Source organism: Citrobacter arsenatis (assembly GCF_004353845.1).
In the GTDB taxonomy this organism is placed as follows: Bacteria; Pseudomonadota; Gammaproteobacteria; order Enterobacterales; family Enterobacteriaceae; genus Citrobacter; species Citrobacter arsenatis.
Genome location: NZ_CP037864.1, coordinates 2807545 through 2824630 on the forward strand (window position 1 = coordinate 2807545; position 17086 = coordinate 2824630).

At 49.7% G+C, this 17086-nt stretch carries 20 protein-coding genes and 3 pseudogenes; 4 read left to right on the forward strand and 19 right to left on the reverse strand.

Annotated elements, in window-relative coordinates; genetic code table 11:
* The 6 genes and pseudogenes from E1B03_RS14555 to E1B03_RS14580 all read right to left on the reverse strand — a co-directional run bounded on the left by E1B03_RS14555 (position 1) and on the right by E1B03_RS14580 (position 6395).
* Positions 1 to 771 carry a hypothetical protein gene (locus E1B03_RS14555; protein WP_133086470.1) on the reverse strand — a complete coding sequence of 257 codons (771 nt, stop codon included), beginning with the start codon at positions 769 to 771 and terminating at the stop codon, positions 1 to 3.
* 81 nt (positions 772 to 852) lie between these two features.
* On the reverse strand, positions 853 to 1038 hold the full coding sequence (locus E1B03_RS14560) for a hypothetical protein (RefSeq protein ID WP_133086471.1): 186 nt from the start codon (positions 1036 to 1038) through the stop codon (positions 853 to 855).
* 608 nt (positions 1039 to 1646) lie between these two features.
* Positions 1647 to 2738 (reverse strand): annotated as a pseudogene (locus E1B03_RS14565) (phage minor head protein); the annotation flags it as partial.
* 1 nt (position 2739) lies between these two features.
* Entirely contained in the window at positions 2740 to 4128 is a 1389-nt protein-coding gene (locus E1B03_RS14570) for a DUF4055 domain-containing protein (RefSeq protein ID WP_133086472.1), read from the reverse strand.
* A gap of 1 nt (position 4129) precedes the next feature.
* Complete coding sequence (locus E1B03_RS14575) at positions 4130 to 5437, reverse strand: terminase large subunit domain-containing protein (protein WP_133086473.1); 1308 nt, start codon at positions 5435 to 5437, stop codon at positions 4130 to 4132.
* Positions 5415 to 6395 carry a terminase small subunit gene (locus E1B03_RS14580; protein ID WP_133086474.1) on the reverse strand — a complete coding sequence of 327 codons (981 nt, stop codon included), beginning with the start codon at positions 6393 to 6395 and terminating at the stop codon, positions 5415 to 5417. The genes E1B03_RS14575 and E1B03_RS14580 overlap by 23 nt, the downstream gene beginning before the upstream one ends.
* 67 nt (positions 6396 to 6462) lie before the next feature.
* Between E1B03_RS14580 and E1B03_RS14585 the strand changes: the two genes are divergently transcribed.
* Positions 6463 to 6729, forward strand: coding sequence for a hypothetical protein (locus E1B03_RS14585; protein ID WP_133086475.1), 267 nt, complete (start codon positions 6463 to 6465; stop codon positions 6727 to 6729).
* Between the two features lie 80 nt (positions 6730 to 6809).
* Here E1B03_RS14585 and E1B03_RS14590 read toward each other — a convergent pair whose 3' ends face one another.
* The gene (locus E1B03_RS14590) at positions 6810 to 7034 is read right to left on the reverse strand and encodes a hypothetical protein (RefSeq protein WP_133086476.1); all 225 of its coding nucleotides are present in this window, start codon (positions 7032 to 7034) and stop codon (positions 6810 to 6812) included.
* A 225-nt stretch (positions 7035 to 7259) separates the two neighbouring features.
* Positions 7260 to 7445, reverse strand: a pseudogene (locus E1B03_RS14595) (terminase small subunit); the annotation flags it as partial.
* A gap of 320 nt (positions 7446 to 7765) precedes the next feature.
* Here E1B03_RS14595 and E1B03_RS14600 point away from each other — a divergent pair.
* Positions 7766 to 8149: a hypothetical protein gene (locus tag E1B03_RS14600; protein ID WP_133086478.1), complete on the forward strand. Its 384-nt coding sequence runs from the start codon at positions 7766 to 7768 to the stop codon at positions 8147 to 8149.
* Positions 8150 to 8378: 229 nt separating this feature from the next.
* Here the strand turns inward: E1B03_RS14600 and E1B03_RS14605 are convergent, their stop codons facing one another.
* The 10 genes from E1B03_RS14605 to E1B03_RS14650 form a co-directional block, all read right to left on the reverse strand.
* Positions 8379 to 8657 carry a hypothetical protein gene (locus E1B03_RS14605; protein ID WP_133086479.1) on the reverse strand — a complete coding sequence of 93 codons (279 nt, stop codon included), beginning with the start codon at positions 8655 to 8657 and terminating at the stop codon, positions 8379 to 8381.
* On the reverse strand, positions 8654 to 9196 hold the full coding sequence (locus tag E1B03_RS14610; protein ID WP_133086480.1) for a glycoside hydrolase family 108 protein: 543 nt from the start codon (positions 9194 to 9196) through the stop codon (positions 8654 to 8656). The genes E1B03_RS14605 and E1B03_RS14610 overlap by 4 nt, the downstream gene beginning before the upstream one ends.
* Positions 9196 to 9471 carry a phage holin family protein gene (locus E1B03_RS14615; protein ID WP_133086481.1) on the reverse strand — a complete coding sequence of 92 codons (276 nt, stop codon included), beginning with the start codon at positions 9469 to 9471 and terminating at the stop codon, positions 9196 to 9198. The genes E1B03_RS14610 and E1B03_RS14615 overlap by 1 nt, the downstream gene beginning before the upstream one ends.
* Positions 9468 to 9866 carry a putative holin gene (locus E1B03_RS14620; RefSeq protein WP_049041756.1) on the reverse strand — a complete coding sequence of 133 codons (399 nt, stop codon included), beginning with the start codon at positions 9864 to 9866 and terminating at the stop codon, positions 9468 to 9470. Before E1B03_RS14620 ends, E1B03_RS14615 begins: the two co-directional genes overlap by 4 nt.
* 129 nt (positions 9867 to 9995) lie before the next feature.
* Positions 9996 to 10184, reverse strand: coding sequence for a hypothetical protein (locus E1B03_RS14625; protein WP_133086482.1), 189 nt, complete (start codon positions 10182 to 10184; stop codon positions 9996 to 9998).
* Positions 10185 to 10629: 445 nt separating this feature from the next.
* On the reverse strand, positions 10630 to 11319 hold the full coding sequence (locus tag E1B03_RS14630; RefSeq protein ID WP_133086483.1) for a bacteriophage antitermination protein Q: 690 nt from the start codon (positions 11317 to 11319) through the stop codon (positions 10630 to 10632).
* A complete protein-coding gene (locus tag E1B03_RS14635; RefSeq protein WP_133086484.1) occupies positions 11316 to 11453 on the reverse strand; it encodes a YlcG family protein in 138 nt (45 codons plus the stop codon). Before E1B03_RS14635 ends, E1B03_RS14630 begins: the two co-directional genes overlap by 4 nt.
* The gene (locus tag E1B03_RS14640) at positions 11450 to 12058 is read right to left on the reverse strand and encodes a recombination protein NinG (RefSeq protein ID WP_133086485.1); all 609 of its coding nucleotides are present in this window, start codon (positions 12056 to 12058) and stop codon (positions 11450 to 11452) included. The genes E1B03_RS14635 and E1B03_RS14640 overlap by 4 nt, the downstream gene beginning before the upstream one ends.
* Before the next feature lie 2 nt (positions 12059 to 12060).
* Positions 12061 to 12267 carry a hypothetical protein gene (locus E1B03_RS14645; protein WP_133086486.1) on the reverse strand — a complete coding sequence of 69 codons (207 nt, stop codon included), beginning with the start codon at positions 12265 to 12267 and terminating at the stop codon, positions 12061 to 12063.
* Positions 12267 to 12863, reverse strand: a complete 597-nt coding sequence (locus tag E1B03_RS14650; protein WP_133086487.1) for a DUF1367 family protein — start codon at positions 12861 to 12863, stop codon at positions 12267 to 12269. Before E1B03_RS14650 ends, E1B03_RS14645 begins: the two co-directional genes overlap by 1 nt.
* Positions 12864 to 12966: 103 nt before the next feature.
* Here E1B03_RS14650 and E1B03_RS26515 point away from each other — a divergent pair.
* Positions 12967 to 13766: pseudogene (locus E1B03_RS26515) on the forward strand (DDE-type integrase/transposase/recombinase); the annotation flags it as partial.
* A gap of 229 nt (positions 13767 to 13995) precedes the next feature.
* Entirely contained in the window at positions 13996 to 14877 is an 882-nt protein-coding gene (locus E1B03_RS14660) for a M48 family metalloprotease (RefSeq protein WP_133086488.1), read from the forward strand.
* Positions 14878 to 15769: 892 nt separating this feature from the next.
* Here the strand turns inward: E1B03_RS14660 and E1B03_RS14665 are convergent.
* On the reverse strand, positions 15770 to 16786 hold the full coding sequence (locus E1B03_RS14665) for a hypothetical protein (RefSeq protein WP_133086489.1): 1017 nt from the start codon (positions 16784 to 16786) through the stop codon (positions 15770 to 15772).
* Between the last annotated feature and the right edge of the window lie 300 nt (positions 16787 to 17086).

Consider the following 17086-nt stretch of genomic DNA (forward strand, 5'->3'; position numbering starts at 1 on the left):
TTATTTCGGAAGTTTGAGGAAGGCCTGCTGGCCGTGTTTGCGGATGTAGTCCGCTTTATCGCTGGCGCTCATTTCGGAACGTTTCAGGCTACCACCGCCGTTTGGCTTGTGTCCGCCCGCGCCAGTGCCTTCTGCGCGCGGGAACAGGTGCGGAGCCGTCTCCTTGAGTGACTCCGCCCACTCAAGCGGGCTAAGTGGGGTTTTGCCGTCTTTGCCGAACAGAACATCGCCATTTGCATCAACTGCTACGGCCTCGCCTTCGTCGTTGAGCTGGAATGTGCCTTTGGCACGAAGAATCAGATCGTCAGATGCTTCCGGCAACGCGCCAGTTTTCGCGGCTGCTGCTCGGATTGCATCACCCAGGACGCGGTCCCGGAATTTGTTGGAGAACGCTTCCGCTTTGTCCGCGCGTTCATTTGCGGCTTTAATCTGCTTATCCACATCAGCACGCATGCGCTCGGTGCGCTTATCGAGCACCTCATCAATTTTTCCGGCGGCGATAAGCTTTGCCTCTTCATCGTCAGAAAAACGCTGGAGAATGCCGCGCACAGCGTCTGGATCGATACCTTCAAAGCGGGACAGGTTTTCTTTCTGCTGTTTGATGGTGCCCAGCAGTTCGCTATTTTTCGTTTTGAGTCCAGTGACTTCGCTGGTCACCCGCTCATCAATTAGCTTCTGGATCTCAGGTGAGATTTCGATGCCGCCGCCACCGCCGCCCTCACCACCGTTTTCTGGTGCGTAATATTTCAGAAGCATGTTTCGAATTAACATAATTTCCCCTCGGGATTTCGTCGGGCCTCGCCCATAAAAAAGCCCCGGCGGATGCCAGGGCTCAGAGTGTTTGTTTAATGCTTAATCAGGGTTTTTTAGTCGGGTGTAAACCGAGCCGATCAAGACGCCAATCATCCTGCCTTCAGGCGTAGCCTCGCCAGCCTCTTTGCAGATAGCGTCCAGTTGTTCGATAACGTCATCCGGCAAAGGCTCCATATGAGCCAGCTCTGACGCTTTTTTCAGGAACGGGAATGTTGTTTCAGCCACTTGAGGATCTCGGGGTTGATAGTGTCTTTCTGGCCGCTCATAAACGCCGATACGACCTCAGCAAAAAGTTCTTTTGGTGCTTCTGCGGCGTAGGCGCTGAGAGCACGCCACCAGCCAGCATCATAAGCACTTTCAACCAGCGCACCAACTTCTGGCCGGGAATAATACAGATGGTGGCCAAGTTCATGCCACACGGTGCCCTTCACCGAGGCCACCGCAACATACGGCAACTCCGCAGGAGAAACATCCAGCACATCCTGAGACAACGAGGATGACGCGACCGATGGCCTGACCATCATTGTCATATCGATTCCAGCGCTGTTTTTCAGAATATTATCCCATTCGCTGCTGTCCATCGCCCACCTGGAAAGGTGCACGGTTCGTGAGGATGATTCATAAGCGCCAGCAGCAGACGTAGGAACATCCAAAGTGTTACCAAGCGCCGCCACGGGTTGGAGTCCGAACCTCTGGATCACATCGAAAGCAGCCTGTGCCGCCCGTTTTGCTTCATCCAGTGATATGCCATCTGGGAACTTCACATCCTGCGCCACCCGCCCGGTCATCCACTCCACCAACTCATCCATAGAACGAGCTGATTCAATCGACGGCGCACCACCTGAACGCTCCTGGAGCTGTTCAAGGGTAATCCACTCGCCTTTATCCGTGAACATTTTCCCCAGGTCTATTTCCCCTGCGCGGAACATCCGTCCACGCTCAGAACCCAGAACCTGATCCTGCCGCTGCGGCGACTGGCGCTTCAGCCAATCGAGATACGTCGTCTTCGCCGGAACCTGTCCGTCCATGCTGGCGCGCGTGCCTTCGTCCATCTCATCAATATCGATGCCCAGTTCCCGCCATGACTTCAGGATCAGCGTTTCGCTTGAGCGGCAGCAGAAATGAATTTTCCCGGGGCCCTGCAAATACGGCACCTTATGCCCGACCGGTTTGTTATCCAGGGTGTAGCGCAGCAGGTCTCGAATAATGCAGTCGTGGCTGGTTTTATTGTCCAGCGTAGACAGCCACTGTTTACCTTTCACGATGTCGCTGTTGGCACTGGTGAAGCTGTTGCGTGCTGTGGCAGCCAGATGATTCACGGCTGTTTTAGCGATGCTGGCGGCGTTTGCCCTGCTCATCTGCAGCGCGCCGTCGCGATAATCTTTATTGCCGTGGCCGCGCACATTACGCGCGATGGCTTCCACCGTATCGCCGGCCAGATATCCGCGGCGTATCGCGTTCGTGATACGCGCCAGCCTGTCCGACTCCAGATTACTCGCCCACTCACTAAGCAAACGCCCTTGGAAGGGCTGAGACATCGCGGCGGCGTAAACCATATCGGCGGTAATTCCCTGCATCGGATAACGGGAAAGAACCTGTGATGGCAGAAGGGAGTCGAACAGGCTCATCTGATAACTGGCCTCGTTCTTTGCCAGCGTCAATAGCTCATCCTGTAAACCAGTGTGCATCGATGCAACGGCCTGCTGGTTTAGCTCGCGCACACTGCCAAGCAGACTTTCAAGACGCGTAACGGTGAAACTTTCAGGCGGCAGCTTGTCCAGCGCATCCAGCAGACGCGCCGACAGGTCAGCGTCTGTTTCGTTCAGCAGCTTAACCATCCGGTTAGCCACGCCCGTCGCATAACGGCTAATCCAGACGGAATGAGCAATGGCCTCATCCCGCAGGCTTTCGTTTACGGTTGCCATATCAGCCCCCGGTCAGCGTGGGAGCCTGATTGCGAAGCGCATCAAGCACATCATCCGGGCTGTCTGCCGGGTCGATGAGGTCGAGCTTCTGAAGCGCCCGAATCATATCGCTATCGCGCAGCGCGCCGGACTGCCAGGCATTCACAATAGCGGTTACCATGCCAGACTCGGCAACTTTCGCGATGAACTCCTGGTTGATGGTGTAGGCAGGCTCATCGCCTTTAATCCCCAGATACTTCGCGCACCAGCCCAGTGCCAGCGTGTAAGCCTCGGAAACGTTGGAGACGCAGATACCCAGTACTGACGTTGATGCACTCTGCTCGCCACTGGCCTGCGTCGCCGTTTTCGCCGTGGCGTTCTGCTCAATCAGACGTGCGCCAAGCTGCACCATGTAGTCGCGCTTACTGTCCATTGCCTCTTTCGCCAGCATGTTCGGCTGCGCCTGCGCATAGCCAAAAGAGCCCTCTTTAGGCAAAAGAAGTGGTGAGCGGGAACCGATTTTGACGCCTTTCTTTTCGAGGTGATCGCGCCAGTTGGTATCAAGCCCGGTTATGTACGGCTGGACCTGTCCGCAAAACCAGACGCTGTCCTCATAATCTGCGCTGTTGCGGTAATGACCATGGTTAATTTCCACCAGCGCAGCCAGTGGTGAATCATCAATCGTCGGATCGTTGTTTTGGGCGCCAACAAACGTGAACGGGATTTCGTCCCAGTAACCCATTCCTTTTGGCTTAGGATGGTATTCGCTATCGACGGTATACGCTCCGCTTCCAGAGCCTCCTGCACGACGCCATACCCGGCATATAAACTTCGCATTCTCCAGCGCCAGCTCACGATACTGGGTCTCGTCCTTGTAAGCGTAACCGTCCGGCTCTTCTACACATTCACGAAGTACCACCAGCACCAGTTGATCGCGTCCGTTAATGCGCTTTGTTCGCCAGTTGATGATGTTCTCAGCCTGATAGCGGAGGATAATCGCTTCGTCGGACTCTGCAGCGTAATCGACGTAAATGCCCTCTCGCGCAACCTCCAGCACGTTCTCGGTCACCAGCTGCGACTGCTGGTAAATACTAGTACCGGCCCCGTCAGCATTGTCCAGCAGGTATTTCAGCTTTTCCGGACCGCTGAAGGTGGGGTCCTTTCGATACGCCATACCAAGCATGCCGATCTTCGTATTAGCGGCAATGGCATAGAATACCGCACGGCTCAGATAGTCCTCATTGCGCTTACGGTTGCGCGATGATTTATCGGTTGGGTCGAGATAAGGCAGGTACTTATTGCCCGCGGCTTTTACCGCCTCAACTCCTTTACAGAAATCACGATATTTCTTCCAGGCAGCAGAAGCCGCCCGGTGTTCTGGTCGAACCCAGGTGATGTCGTCGTTTGCCATATCAGAAGGTGGTGTCCATGGTGATTGAGTATGCTGGCTTCACGATCGGGTAATCCTTCACGATGAAGTACCCACCAGCATCATTGGGGTGATCGTTATCCGCTTTTTTGTCCGGCTCGCCGTTCGCCGCCCAGACTTGTTGTTCAAGGCTTTCGGTATAGACCGGGCAGTTTTGCACGTTAACCATATAGCGGCGTTCGCCGTTGGCGTTGCAGAACATGGCGTTCATCGAGTTGATGCGGTCCTTAACCGGCGGGTTGGCATCATCAACAATGACGCTGAATCCGGCATCGTTGAGCTGAGCAATATCTGTCTTGCTGGCGTTCTGTGATTTGCGGGAGTCGCCTGATGCATCCGGATAGATGTAAATCTCCCGGCTCTTGACGTAGCGACCGTCCTCATAGCGCCAGAACTCTTCCTGTATGCGCTTAATCATCGCCGGCGTGTCGTAGATCTTCACCAGCTCACGAACAGCGCGCGGCAGGCCGTTTCGCTTAACGTGAACAATCGCGGCCATTTTTCCCACGTTGAAGTCCATGCCGATAAACAGCGGATCCCCATCCTGAATCTCGTCAGAACAGTTATTCAGCTTACGGTTGAAAGTGTGGTAAATAGTCCCGCTGTTGAGGTTGGTGAATTTCCCTCGCAGGTATGCCTGAATCAGTTCATCCGGATAAGAACTCAACAGTGACGGGATGTAATCCGCGGGCAGGTTCTTCGCGTTATCGAACGTGCTGGCCTGTATCAGACCGTACAGGGCCGAGAGCTCTGGTTTTTCACGCCCCGCCTTCACAAACTGCTGGTAGACGAATTTAAACCCTTCCGGCGTGGTCGTGACGTCAATACCGTTACGCAGCCCATCAACCTTGTAACGCATACGGGCGATGATTTTTCGCCACGCCTGCTGCGCTTTGGCGGCTGCCATCACGTCCAGCTCATCCACCATCGCGTTACCGATTTTGAAACCAACTATCGAGCCGGGCTTCTCCATTGAGCGGCAGATTGTGGTCCCGCGGAACCGTCGCCCCTCGTAGAAGTGAACCTCTTTGTTCCCCTCATTAATTTTGACGCTCAGCCCCCAGTCAAAGGCCACCTCTTCTATCGTCGGGTAAAAAATGTCACGAATCTGCGGGTACGTCGGCGCGAAATACCCCTGGTTGATTTTCGGGTGCTCCCACATCCCCTTACAGATGCCGCCACAACCCACCCACGTCTTACCGGAACCGAACCCGGCAACGTAGGCTTTAAACTTATGTTCCATCGCGAGGAAGCGCGCCTGAGGAATATTAAGTGTCGGGCTGATCCCCATCGTCTGCCCTCGCGTCCACTACGTTGATATTGATCTGCACTGGCGTTGGTTCGTCATCGTCACCATCACCGGCCAGCTCTTTGCGGAGTTTCTCAATCTCCAGCTGTCGGCGGTCGATTTCGATTTGCTGGAGGCGCTGCGCGAATTCGCTATTGGCCAGGCCCAGGCGCTTAATTACGGCTTCGTACATCCGCTCGCGGCTGATTGCTGTTATCTCGACACCATTCTTCCCCAGCTTGACGCCGGAATATGCCAAAGCAGCATCAGGGGAAAGTTTCCGGGTGTCTGCGAAATATGGCTGGCCTATTCCGTCGCCATTGCAGCGCGGGCAGGTAGGGTTAGGCTCACGGGTGTGGTCATATCCATAGCCTCCCACGTCGACTGGCTCACGCTTATCGCGTTCTGTAGCTTCCAGCCGCTTCTCTTCAAACTCCACGGCATCACGCCACTGATATTGATAACCGAAGCCCCAGCAGTAACGACACGCACCACGGCGATACTGCGAAAGCTGGTTTGCATCGAAGGTGGCTAGCTGCCACATCTGCGCGAGGACCTCATCGGCACTGCCAAGCGTGCGCGCAATAGAGGCTTTCTGCTGCTGCGCAATGGCCTGAGCAACGTTAGGATTCGATATGAGTTGACGACCGTAGTTTGGGTCACTATAACCAGCACGTGCAGCGGCAGCGGTGGCGTTGTTGTCCTTAAGGTACTCCGCGACAAATAAGCGCTGCTGAGCAGTAAGTCCATCATCATCCACCAGCTCATTTGCGCTTTTATCTTTCTGCGCAGTGCGCATTTTTTTCTGCGCAGTTTTTTGCGCAGTTGGCCTTTTGATATAGCGCCGCGCAGATGTGTAATTCAGTCCCTGCGCTTCACACCATTCCTTTGGTGATACGCCGGTTGCGGCATGGTCGGCGAGGAACTGGTGTCGCAGTGCTCCCCAGTCCGGTTTTGCCATAAATTCCTCTGGATAGTTCCGTTAAACAAGGCGATAGTAATCGTTCAAATCAATGAGATAAAAATTTATGATTGTTAATGAAGAATTTGTTTTTCAGACGTCTACGGTCCATCCTGGCGAAAGATTCTATGTAGTTAACGCATTAAGAGGCGACCAGCCCGTTGATGAAAATGGGTATCTTGTCATGGTTAATGAATGCGGGGACAGAGTGGCTTATCGAGCACCAGGTAATGAATGGCAGCGTGATGCGATGCTTATCGCCGGATATAACACTCTGATTCCCATGTACAAGAATGCAATAAAAATAGCAATTCCGCCTCTTGAGAATGAGTAATTACAGGTATAGCCATTTTTGTTACGCCATTACGATGGGCCTACCCATGGTAATGGCAATAAAAAACCGCCCGTAGGCGGTTAAGTATCAATTTCTTCCTTGCTAGTCCAAACTCTAAAGTATCTTACATAGCGCCCGTTGTTCACCATATCGCCAGGCGTATAAGCATATTCCCAGCCTTTCCTTTTAATCTCCTCAAGAGCCTTTTGCTCTTCAAGATGCATGAAGTGCTGATCTTTAATTTGCTCGTAGGTATAAACACCAACCCTGAAGTCTGTAACGGGCCGCTTATTCAATAATTCCATTGTTTACCTCCCTCTGCTATGAGAAAGGAAACGTATCATATCTTACCCCATTATCAAGCTCACCCGCAGATGAGCTTGATAATGGCTTTCTCAGATGGTTGGATTTCGGTGCAATACTCTTTGCCTAGCGCAAACTTCACAGGCTGTGATTCAAGGATGCCCGCACTTCCTGCGCAGTTTCGCCATCTGCAGGTGCTGCTTTTTCAACCACAATCACCTGTGGCATCTGGCGTTGCGCAGTTTTGCACACTTATCTCTTCTCAGTTTTTGCGCAGAAGGTTTTTTGATATATCGACGGGCGGTAGCATAGTTCAGTCCCTGCGCTTCGCACCAGTCTTTAGGTGATATACCGGTTTTGGCATGCTCGGCGAGGAACTGGTCTTGCAGCGCTCCCCAGTCCGGTTTTGCCATGATTATGTCCTATGGTTAAAGCCATTAAAAAAGCCACTCGATAGTGGCCTTTGTGATGGCAATCTTTGCTTCAAACGTGGCTATTCATTTGGATACCCCGACTTTATGCTGACCATCACAATTGGCCTACCACGCTTTGTTATGCGTCGGTCTGGTTCTAGCCTTTGATGATGGAGAGACATAATTTCTGTTGAAGTGGAGCCAGCACATCGAAAACAAGCTGCTGCTCTGCAGGGAGCTTTTTCGATGCCATAGGTACCTTCCTCTTACAAAGGTTCGTGCTATATTAGAAATCAACAACTTGATTTAAAGGAACAGATATGGAACAGAAGCCTGCTATATATATCGGACGTGCCCGCTCTGCGATTGTAGAAGACAATGATATTTACGGTTGCGAGAGGGGTATACACATAGAGGAAGCAATAACTGCATCAGTCAAACGCAACAAAATATTATCATCTGAAGCGCTTTCTCATATCGACAAAATCAGGAGCATTCTTTTAGACAACGCTGCCACACTTGAGCGAGAAATTGGAACTGAAAACAAAGATAAGGTTCTTTCGGCGGTCAATGAATTACCTAATAGCAGAGACTCCGAAGCTCTTGATAAGTTATTAACAATTTCAAGCCTATGTTCGAACGCAGTCACTATCTGGCCTGTTATAAAACCGATTGTTATTAGCTTAATCGGAGCTGTTAGTTAGACTTCCATCATAAAATGTATTTTCGATGCAAATCTAACCTCTTTGTTAGCATGCAAATATGTGCTCTGCGGGCAACATAAAACCGTAAAACTGAATAAGCTTTGAAAATCATTCGCAATTTGACTGCCATGCTTTGTTGTACGCCAGCACATCACGTTTGGTCTGCTTGTCCATAACGTCAATGTCATGGTCGGTCAGATAGATGGGCTTAACCCAGTCGCAAGCAGTATCAACGACAACCGGGACGCTTCCACGATTCCCGCAGCTCGCGATCAACATCGTCATCAGGCATATGGCTAACAGTCTGCTGTACATTGCTGGCCTCTTTGGTTACTTCGACGCGGCGTTCTACGGCTGCCTTGGTGGCTGCGGCATTATCGTCGGTGCGCTGTTTATCTGATTTGGCTTCGGCTTTTTCGCGTCCACGCATGCTGCCCAGGCCGAAAGCACCGAGAATGAGCAATGCGAAGGTACCGATAGCAGCCAGAATAGCTTTCAGTTTCGTCATAGGCTCACACGCTCCCGTACCCAGCCATACACGAATGACTCGTTAGCCGGGCGCTGCTCTGCCAGCTCGAGATAGCGCTGCCCTTGGCTGCAATTCAGTCCGCGGAGCAATACAACCTCCCCTTCACTTCCGCGCTTCGCCAGGTAGGACTTCAGGGCGCTGATACTGCGCGGGCCGATATAGCCATCGGCGATCAGGTCGGGATAGAGCTGTTGCTGGTTGTTGAATACGTTCAGCCAGCGCTGGAACCATTTCACCTGCACTGATGGCCCCATATTCACGCCGGTGTCGCACAATTCAGCAGCGATGGCCGGCGACACGGTAGCTATCTGGTCGAAGCGTGGACCATACCAGTAATCATCCTCGAGTATTTCGAGTGCCTGCTGGCGTGTCAGGTTGCGCATATCACCGGTAAAGCCATGGGCGCGTGCCGTTGCCTGAGTGATTCCCCAGTTCGTCGGGCCGCCTTTGTCGTTCGGGTGATTAACGTAGCCACCCTCTTTGCCGAGAATGCTGTTGAAGATATCGTCTTTGGTCATCAGTCAGCCCTTACGACTTTTGCCAGATTGCCTTTGGCTCGCCAGACAGCAATGCATATGGCCAGGTTGAGGAATAACTCACCCGGGTCAACGTTGCTGTAATGGCCGAGAAGAATACGGAAAGCGGTGAAACCCGCCGACAGAATCAGCAGGTAGGCCATCCACGCATAACCGGGTCGGTGTGTCTTCCCGGCCTTACTGAAGAACATCAGACGCATCACGATCGCCATACAGATGATCGCGTTTGCATCCAGGATGACGGAATGCCATGTCATTTCCCTTCCTCCTCCAGTCCGGGCATCTTGCCTCGCCGAGATTTGGCGACGATTCGAAGCAGGACTGCGACGGAAATGGAAGCGGATACCAGCGCACCGACATTCGGTGAAACTTCGATACTGACCGGTGGCTGCAACAGCCCGAGGGCTGTGTTGATAACGCCAGCGAGTATCTTGGCCATGGGAACGGAGAAGAACACGCCGCCCATGAACGAGATGACCGCAAAGAGCATCTGCTTCCAGAGTTGATGAGGCTCTGAGGTCAGCACATACATTGCCGCCCCGGCAAGCGCACATAACATTACGCCAGGCGTCGCCTCCGGGAACATAGTGGCGAAAGTGATCCCTACCGTAGCGGAGGTCACCCCACTGGCAATTGTGATTGGCTCAGACATAGTTATTCCGTGTGTAGAGGATCAGGCTTCACGGGCTGGATTTATCAACAAAGCACGTAGTGGATGAATCCCGTGAGCCTGAAAATGAAAAAGGCCGCCATGCGGCAGCCTCAAAGTAAGTACGGTTGTTTACATTGGCGGAGAGAGAGGACCTTCTAACACCTCTGCTTCACCGTTATGGCAAATGTCATCGCCTCTGGTCAGGTGCCAGACACCTGTGATTATTTTACCCGTTTCGAGATCATCAACAGTGTCGTTTGTGTAATACGCCACCTGTACAACACCGACATGCTGAATCCAGTAATACCCTTCCTTCATAAATACCCCCGCAAGACTATGTCGATAGTATAGGGAGTAACTGAAAGCTTAGTGGTGCAGGAAACCACAAGTGTAGATTTCAATTCTGACTATTAATGATACACAGTGAAAAAAAGCCTGCTCGGACGAACAGGCGTAAAATATCAAAGTCATCAAGGATAAACGCGTTGTGGTGCCGGGTGCCTCCCGGTGGAACAGCCCCAGTAGACATATTCCGCAAATGCCTAGCTCTTCGTAACCTTACTGGATGCCCCGCCGCTTAGGGGGATTCACCACGAGTCAAAAGATAAAATCATCTGGTTACCGGGGCAATATCTGGTCAGCACTTTTCAGAATTGAGTATTTAAATGCAAAAAGCCCCGCGCGATGGCGAGGCCTTAAAAACACATATTGCCAGCGCATACAACAATGGCACAATATCAGATTCACACGAAATGTATGCTAATTAGTTCATTTTTGCAATACCTTGCTGGTAATTTGCTGCCTTTTGTTGTGAACGTGATCGCGAAACATGAAGTAGCGCCTTGGAGTCGAGTCCCTTATACAGGCTGATCATCGCATCGTAATGTTCCACATAATTCTGAGACCAGTTTGTTTTATTAACGCCCACCAGCGCAGCCAGAACTCCATATTGATACGGATCCTTCCCGGATAATTCGCCTTTCACATCCTGCGCCGCCAGCCATATCAATTGACGCAACCGGTCAATAGTCTTCTTCGACACCTTCCTCCCGGCCAGATGCTCGCAAAATTTCGACCACGCCCACTGAGTAATCAACACCTGATTCTCCCAGCTTACGTTCTCGCTGTAGTTCCATAGTAGCCAGGCTTTCTGATGTTCTTCGAGTGACATCAGCGCGCGGCGCCACGATGCCGTTGAATACTCAACCGGCTGTACCAAGGGAATATGTGATCCCTTGGCAAGCGACTGTTTGCCCGGTATCGGTGGATTATCCAGCGTAATCATTTTCCCGCTCACTTCATCCAGCACTCGAGGCTTTTTACGTTTAAACCTTCCAGTATCGAACTGTGCGTTCTCAAGCCACGCCATCAATTGCCCTTTCGTCGCACCACTTAAATCGGCGGTGGCCACTATCAGTTGCTGGCGCACGTATTCAAGAAATTGAGTGTTCATACAGTACCGCCTATGGTTTTGATGTAGTTCTTCAGTATTCGGTAGCCCGTCAGCACAGAGCCGGGAAAATGGTATAAGCGCAATCTTTGCCAGCGAACGCGGAGGTGATCGGCAAAATAGGATTCAAATGTCATGCGGCCTCCCAGCTCTTAATTAATCCACGACGAAGTGCGCTGTAGCGCTTCCTGATGGCTTCGAGTTCTTCGATGGTGTATCGGTGTGGGACGTTATTGTTTTCGAGAGCCTCAACGCGCTCAGGCCCGATTTTCTCGATAAGACCAAGGCGGTACTGCTGCTGATTGCCCGACAACTGCACGTTACAGTGGTGACATTGTTTACTGATATTGTCTTCGTGGTAGCGCAGGTGGGATACCTTACCGCGTGAGCGGTAGTGACCAGCTTCCCACTGGACGGTTTCGAACGTCCCACAGCTGATGCATGGCAGATCGGCATCACGTTCGCGGATGTAGTCATTGACGACACGCTGCGTTAAATCTTCCCAGTGTTTCAACGGTTTTACTGCTGCTTTACGCTGGCGCCAGGCTGCTCGCTCTTTCTTCTCAGTGGCGCGCTGTTTGGCAGACTCCTTACGTTGTGCATCTTCCCGCGCTTTTCTGGTCTGTTCCTTGCCGACGGCGCTGGCGCACTCATAACCGCACACGGTCTGCGTATCGCGTGCCGGATGAAACCACTGGCGGCATTCTTTGTTGGCGCACTTACGGCGCGGTAACTTAGCCATGCTCAACCCCACGCCCTGTTTTGCCAGACCTTACTCGGGCGCGGCGCTTTGTCGCCTTCCGGCAACTGCACGCTGACGGTCCAAGTGATGTTGTCGCGATTCAGGCTACGTTCTACCGTGGCGCCACGGCGGTGGTAACTGGCCACCAGCTCGTCGGCCTGTTCGGTTGTGCATTCGTGATGGTGAAACCAGGAATATTTCATCGCCATCACCCCGCAAAGCTCATGAGCTGCGATGCGGCGTTTTCCGCTTCACGCTGGTTCCTGAATGAACGGGACAATACCCATCGCCACAGAACATCGAGCGCGGCTTTGTACAACTGCTGGAATTCGGCTTCGTCCATGTTGGCGAAAGCAATGCTGCGGGGATGTTTGCGAAGGGTGCCGTCAGGCAGTTGTATCGCGTCATAGTGGCCGGATTCGACAATTACCCATGAACGGTATGCATCAAAAGATTTGCAGACACTGATACTTCCTGCACGCCTGTCAGCGATCCGATCGAGGTATTGTTCTGCTGCATCAAGCAGCGCACCTTCGTTTCCACCAAATGCCGCGAGGAATTTAGCGTACCCGGTCACCAATTTACGTTCGTTGGAAGAAATTGCCCCGCCGGTGGGTTCCCAGTATTCGAAACCGAGATTGAGTAACGCGAAGAAGCGACGATGAAAGGCCGGGTTGCGTACCTGCCGGAACTCAGCCACCAGCACGGCGCCGAGTTTGAATTTTGATTGCAGAATATCACTGGTCTCCGGCGTGGCCGCGATCAGGATTCCTGAGGATTGCTTGATTAGTTGTAACTGCGCCATGGTGCTCTCCGTGGCGCATAAGGCATAGGTTGTTCAGGCCTATGAAGGAATAATATCAGACGGCGGAAGAACTCGGTAGCCCAAGCGTGTAGCAAACATATTTGCTTCTCTCTTCTACGTGTTCGGGGTTCATCGTAGCAGCTACAAAGGCTAGTTTGACCACCCTGAAAAATCCGACGGCAGGCGGGCTGTATTACCAAGCTAATTGCTGGTGTTGTATATCATCAGCCACGGTCCTGCCAGAGCAAGGAGCATCGCCACAATGGCAACTTAGAGGGCTACTGAATGGGAATCTAGCTCGCGGGCAGATGCATGGGTAGTCAGTTACCATCAGTAGACTCATCGATCTCAATGTGACGACCATGAACACGCCGCTATCCCGAATGACCATGAGCGGTAGTTCGCAGTGACAGAGCCAAATCAGGTGTTGTCCGACGACGTGACGTATATATAGACAGGTTAGCGCCGAGCATACTTTGCAGTTATTCTCGACCTGTTCGTGAGGAAACCGGTGGATTGGGTAATGTCGTTCTCCATAGTTAGCAAACTGACGTTCAAAACGCTGGAAATGGCATGGGAAGCTCGTGGCAAGCTAGGTGGAATTATGTTCCACAGTGATTAGGACAGTCATTATACAAGCAGGAGGTTCCGGCAGCCACCGCGGCGGTACCGGATCAAACCGAGGATGATTCGACGTGGATACTGCTGGGATACACCGCGATGGAGTGCTTGTTCATGAGCCTGATGAATGAATGGGTGCCAGTAACATGTTACGTAAGCTTCATCGATACTACCCATGAAATAACAGATTTTATTATTGGGTATTACAGAGCGCTCAGGCCGTGCAAATATAACGGAGGGGTACCAACAACCGAAAAAAATCTTTACTGGAAAAAAATCTAAAATTGTGAGCAGTTTTGTTGTCCACCACAATGCATTTAAGCATTACTGAAAACAATGTATTTTGAATGAAACCCTAATACGTAGTAGTTTAATTTATCTTTAGTGGATTATCCTAATCTTGCGTTCGTAATTCATATGTGAATTTAACATACCCTAGTTTAATTTTTTTGATTTAATCATCAAAATACATTAACATACAACAAATCCATAACATGCCTCAGGATACAAAATGTTAGCAGAAGATATTATTGTTTGCGCCGTTAAAGATTTCGAATATTTTTTCATCAAATCATACAACTACAAAGTTAAAGTTAAATTGCATGATAACAACAGTAGTCTTCACGCTTCTATTAAAGGTTTTGAACATAACTCATTTATTAGATTCTCAAGCGACCTTTGCTCAATGGAAATAACGAGCAATGAGGACTTTATCTTTATACTTAATATTGTTTGCCATGAACTAGCTCATTATGTCAACCATCATAACTATATAAAAAAAGATGATAAAACAAATAGAATTTTAGAAGCATGGGCCGATAGGTGTGGTGTTAAAATACTTCTATGCATTTTACGAAAAGGTTTTTACATAAGCAATCTCTATAAGAAAAATAATTATGACACATCACTGGATGGCTTAACAAAATTAATAGGGAAAGTATTTTTCAAATTAGCAGGGAATGTTTTTAACATAAGCTCAAAGTATTATTACGAGCGTTTAATAAGGGTAATGCATTGTGTTGCTGGCGCAAATTCGTTTTTTGATGATGTATTTGACGATAGGGATCTAGACCGTGCATATGTAGTAATGCATAATATTTACATGAAGTCTGGATTAAGAAATATAATTTCAGAGGAAATGCGCTCAATAGAACCTGACTTGGTTGAACTTCAACAAATTCGTGAGCTTCATTTTAATTTGCAAGAAGGTAGAAATTCAATTACGCCCGGTTTGAAACCTTTTTATGAAAAATTTATTGGCACGTCTTACCTCCCAACAAATAACGCAGCCACTTTAGCAAAAATAAGCATAGCATACGATTACGCCTTGCAGTCAATGAAACCCTCAAGGTTTGGACTTGCTAAATCTTTTTTTGGCGATGATAAATATTAGTTAACTTATGTATTGCTTTGACATTATTAAATTGAATTGAATAATAACATTATGCAATTCAATTTAAACACCCTTCACAATCCCCCATCAACAACGACATTAAAACTGAACTAGATCTTCTTTGCGGACTTAGGTGGGCCGCGCGGGAACAATTGAGTGCCAATTTATCTGGCAAGCATACCTTCGTAAACTGAATTCAAATTCATTATCACCTCATCTTATAACTAAACGAGCACACTTAATTTATTAAATCAAAGGTGCGCCTCTGACTCATAACTCAGACGGTATATTACTGCAGTTATTGTTTTCAATATTCCAATGCCCATCTTACTTATGAAAGATATTTTTACATGTAGTCTTAAGCTCACATCATAGTTCAATTCTTTCTCAGTATATTTCTGACATTCTTATAGACGTTAGATTGTTTCACTAAAGAATTTAAAAATTCGTAAATTCCTAAAAGTAATTTACCCATCACACTTTAAGCCCTTAAAATTTGTCATTGTTCGTCAAGAACATCCCCTCATCTTAATATTCAAGCGCTCGTATTTCGCTTTGAGAAGCTCAGCAGGCGTAGGCCCTTTTGGAGTCAATAGCGTCGCCAGCGCCCGACAAGCAAGCGTGTTTGTCCGCTCAGTGCCAAGAACAGACCTTAGTGGCTTGGCAAGTGTGAGCGTTTGAATATCGCCTCCGTGCTACACAATAGGCGTCTACATTTTCGACGCACGAGCAAATTGTGGCTTTAGTTGTCTAATACCAATGCTTCAACACTGATTCTTCGCCAAACAACGTATCGTAGAACACCAGTTGGATTCCGCAGGCTTACGCAAACAGATAGCGCTAACTGCTAGGCGGCCCACTTGATGCACATTCATCCTCAGATGAGGTATATTTACTCGATGCCAAGTACAAATGGCATCAACATATCTAGCTTTATTTTCATGTCTGCAGTTGCCGAAGCCGCATTAGCCTGCGGCAAGGCAAGCCATCTGTTTACGGCATCGGAGTTGAATCGCTGCTGACTTAGAAACGAAGATACAGACGTTTCCCAGGAAAAGAGTTCACCTGTGCAAAGTTCGACGGACTGCTGAGAACAGGCTCGCTGAATAGCCATTCCCAAACCGACGTAGCGGAGAAGCTCACGTCGTACATTCTCATCTTTTTGCTTGATTGCCACATCCAGTTTCGGTTTCGGTCCAAAGTACACTCCGGTAGTACCTGGTTGTAATGTTGGGTCACTGGAAAAATAAACCGGGACTCCCATCAATTTAAATGCCGCCGTCAAAATTTCATAGCTAATGTCTGATCGACTCCAACGGCCCATGTGGGGGGGGACTTTCGGCAAACCAACCAGATCATCGCCACGGCTTACAATCGATACACCCTCAACTGGCAAGGATGGTTGCATTGTGACTATAGTGTCCGAATCGATTTCCCAGCCAGCTTCGCTTAACAATCGCAAAAAATTACCAGCAGCCACGCACGATGATTCGCTCCACTCAACACAACCGATGCGCAGCTTGTCCCGCTGACCGAACTGTCCTGTTCGAAATAATTCGAGGTATCTATCGCGATTGGAACTATTAACGGCATATGTATCAATCACGGTAGGCGGTACAGGTTTACTTGCAGATACAGGATTTTGTTGAAGCAAAGCTGGGCTTTTGAAATACACTATAGCGAAGATCGCCGCTGCGCCAGATGCTTTTAACCACCCTTTAAATTTTACTTCCAGGAGACCAGGCAGAACTGCACCAATACATCCAGCAGCTAGAGCCAGAACTATTCGGTAAACTGTATATTGGTAAGATGTTGGATTGGGGGTTGTGAAAGTAGTTATGAGTATGGCAACTATCGCCACAAGCGCAAAACTATATCTAATGTACTTGTCTATCTTTACACTGCTCATTTTAATTTTGACACCTGTATCAAATCCATAAGTCGAAAACCCCGCATTAACCTGCTCCCCATTGATTAATACAGCTTTATACTCGTGATGAGGCTAATGGTGTTGGTGATAAGTGTAATTGTCCGTTGCTCGCTGATTGCAGCCATCCACTGTACTTGATGAAGATGAAACAGTGCTCAGTCTGATTCAGGGTAAATCCGCAAAGCCCCCAGCATAGGTTCTATAACTGGCGACTATCTCGCGGTTGATCCCGCCACTTCGCAAAAGACTTTGTCGCTGACCTCCAGGCCGCACAGGCAA